General features: G+C 76.8%; 2 protein-coding genes. Both read left to right on the top strand.

The window, feature by feature from the left end; genetic code table 11:
• On the top strand, positions 1-2277 hold a 2277-nt coding region (locus CS2_RS17975; protein ID WP_156442214.1), incomplete at its 5' end, for a putative bifunctional diguanylate cyclase/phosphodiesterase.
• Positions 2278-2363: 86 nt separating this feature from the next.
• Positions 2364-3166: MCP four helix bundle domain-containing protein (locus CS2_RS17970; protein ID WP_156442213.1), on the top strand; the 803-nt coding region annotated here is incomplete at its 3' end.

Raw genomic sequence — 3166 nt, 5'->3', positions numbered from 1 at the left:
GGCGTGGCCCGCACCCGTCCGACGCCGCGAGCCGCCCGCGCCGCCCTCGTCGGGGCCCTCGCGTGCGCGCTGCTCGCGGTGACCGGCGTCGTCACGGGCGTCTCGGCCGCGTTCCTCGTGGTCGCCGCGCTCGTGTGCGCGTCGTCGGGCGTCGTGGTGCGTGCGCGGCTGCGGGCCCGCCCCGTGCGCGAGGCGCGCGCGTGGCGGTGGTTCGCCCGGGCGCTGCTGGCGCTCGCCGTCGCGTTCGGCGGCGAGGCGGCCGTGCTCGTGCTCGCCCCCGGGGTCCGGTGGGCCGGCGTCGTCGAGACGCTCGGGACCGTCGTCGCGTCGGCCTTCCTCTACCTCGGCGTGCAGTTCTGGAACCGGTACCGCGGCGTCGAGTGGGACTGGGACCCCGGTGAGCGGCTGCTCGGGCTCGCGGGGCTCCTGGGCGGCACCGCGCTGCTCATGTACGGCACGTACCGCACCGTCGGCGCCGCCGCGGTGCCGACGTGGCGCGTGACCGTGCTCGTGCTCGGCGCCGCGGCACCCGCCGTGCTCGCGCTGTCCCTCGCGTCCGTCCTGGTCCTCGCGCGGCTCGCGCGCGACTGGCGCGCGTGGACCCTGCTCGCGCTCGTGGCGACGCTCGGCGTGCTCGGCACGGTCCGGTACCTCGAGGTGCTCGCGACGGGCGCGGTGCGGCCGACCGCGACCGTCGCGGTCGTCACGGTGTGGGCCGTCGTCGCCGCGACCAGCGCGGTCGCGAGCCTCGCGCCCGTGGTGCGCAACGTCCAGACCGCGCCCTCGCCGCGTGCGTCGTCGATCGGGTCGCTCGCGATCGTCGTGGCGGGCGCGGGGCTGGTCGTGCTCGACGCCGTCGCCCCCAGCGGCCGCCGGTCCGTCGCGGTCGCGGCCGCGCTGTCGACGCTGCTGGGCAGCGTCCGGCTGCTGCGCGTCGTGGCGGACCTCGCCGATCTCACGTCGGCGCGCCGCGAGGCCCGCACCGACGGTCTCACGGGCGTCGCGAACCGTCTCGCGTTCATGGAGCACCTCGAGGCGACGCGCGGTCGCCCGCGCGGCGTCGGCGTGCTGCTCGTCGACCTCGACGAGTTCAAGGGCGTGAACGACGGGCTCGGGCACGTGGTCGGCGACGAGCTCATGCGCGCCGTCGCCGACAGGGTCACCGTCGAGACCGCGGGCGCCGCGCTGCTCGCGCGGCTCGGCGGTGACGAGTTCGCGCTGCTCGTGGACGACCCGGACCAGGCGCTGCGGGTCGCGCACGTCGTGCTCGACGCGATCCGGGCGCCGTTCGTCGTCGCCGGCCGCACCGTGCGGATCGACGCGAGCGTGGGCGTCGCCAGCACGGGTCTCGGCTCGGCGTCGAGCGCGCGGCTGCTGCACGACGCCGACACCGCGATGTACGTGGCCAAGCGCTCGGGCGGCGGCATCCAGGTGTACGACGCCCGCACCGCGGCGCACACCGCGCGCCGGCTCGACCTGCTGAGCGACCTGCGGACCGTGCTCGCGGGGCACGCGCCGCCGGCGGAGGTCGGCGAGCTGGTCGTGCACCTGCAGCCGCAGGTCGCCTGCGGCGACGACCGCGTGGTGGGCGTCGAGGCGCTCGTGCGCTGGGCGCACCCGCGGCACGGCCTGCTGCGGCCCGCCGAGTTCCTGCCGCTCGCCGAGCAGCACCGGCTCATGGCGCGTCTCACGGCCGTCGTGCTGCGGCAGGCCGCCGCGGCGGCGCAGGGCGTGGCCGCCGACGGCTGGGACCTGCCGGTCGCGGTCAACCTCTCGGCGAGCTGCGTCACGGACGACGACCTGCCGGGCGAGGTCGCCGCCGCGCTGGCCGGCTCGGGCCTGCGGGCGGACCGGCTGGTGCTCGAGGTCACCGAGTCGGCGATCATGCGCGACCCGGACGCCGCGGTGACGGCGCTGGTGCGGCTCACGGAGCAGGGCGTGCGCGTGAGCATCGACGACTACGGCACCGGGCACTCGTCGCTCAGCTACCTGGCGCGGCTGCCCGCCGCCGAGCTCAAGCTCGACGCGTCGTTCGTCTCGCGGCTGCTGCGCGACGAGCGCACGGAGACGATCGTGGCCGCGACGATCGACCTCGCGCACCGCCTGGGCATCCGCGTGACGGCCGAGGGCGTCGAGGACCACGCGACGGCCGACCGGCTGTGCGACCTCGCGTGCGACGCGACGCAGGGGTTCGTGCACAGCGGCGCGCTGCCCGTCGACGCGCTGCGCGCCTGGCTCGGCGCCCGTGCGCCCGTCGCCGTGGGCGAGGGCGGCTGAGACCGATCTCATCCTGACGGGTCGTCACGTCGTCCCGGGCGCTGCCGATCGGCAGGGCAGGTGCAGGACCTCGGGAGGAGACGGGCATGCGTGGTGGCACGGGTTGGTGGGCGGACCGGTCGGTCCTGACGAAGATCGCGGCCTCGGTGGGGCTCATGGGCGTCGCGGCGGTCACGGTCGCGGGGGTCGCCGTCGCCGCGCTGCTGTCGCTGCGGGCCGAGATCGGCGCGCTGCACGAGGAGAGCGTCAAGCCGCTCTCGCAGCTCACGGAGATCCAGCGCGCGTACCAGGGGGACCGGGCGCGCGTCATCCAGTACGGCATCGCCGACGCGGCGACGCGCGCCGACCTCGCGGACGAGCTGGTGGAGCGGCGTGCCGACCTCGACGCGCAGGTCGCGGCGTACCGGCCCTTCGCCGTCGACCCGGCGGACGTCGACGCGATGGAGCAGGCGTTCGACGCGTACTACGCGGCCGCGCACGACTCGCTGTTCCCGCTGGCCGACGACGGCGACGGCCCCGGCTTCGCCGCGTACTTCCAGGACACGGTGCGTCCGCTGACGACCGCGGTCATGGACGCGATCCAGACCGAGACGGTCGCGCAGGAGGAGAAGGCCGCGCGGTCGTCGGTCGACGCGCAGGCCCTGGTCCTGCGCTCGGAGGTCGTGGTCGTGGCGGTGCTCGCGGTGGGGCTGGCGGCCGCGGGCGCCGTCGCGGTGGTCGTCTCGCGCTCGCTGCGCCGGCGGCTCGACGCGGCGGTGACCGCGCTGACGGCCGCGAGCGAGGGCGACCTCACGGTGACGGTGGCCGCGGACGGCGGCGACGAGGTCGGGCGGCTGACCGCGGCGCTCGAGGTCATGCAGACCCGGATGCGCGCGACGCTCGCGGGGGT

This window comes from Cellulomonas iranensis NBRC 101100 = JCM 18110, assembly GCF_001552375.1.
In the GTDB taxonomy this organism is placed as follows: domain Bacteria; phylum Actinomycetota; class Actinomycetes; order Actinomycetales; family Cellulomonadaceae; genus Cellulomonas; species Cellulomonas iranensis.
The sequence above is the reverse complement of the archived record's forward strand: the minus strand, read 5'-3'. Positions and strand labels throughout refer to the sequence as shown.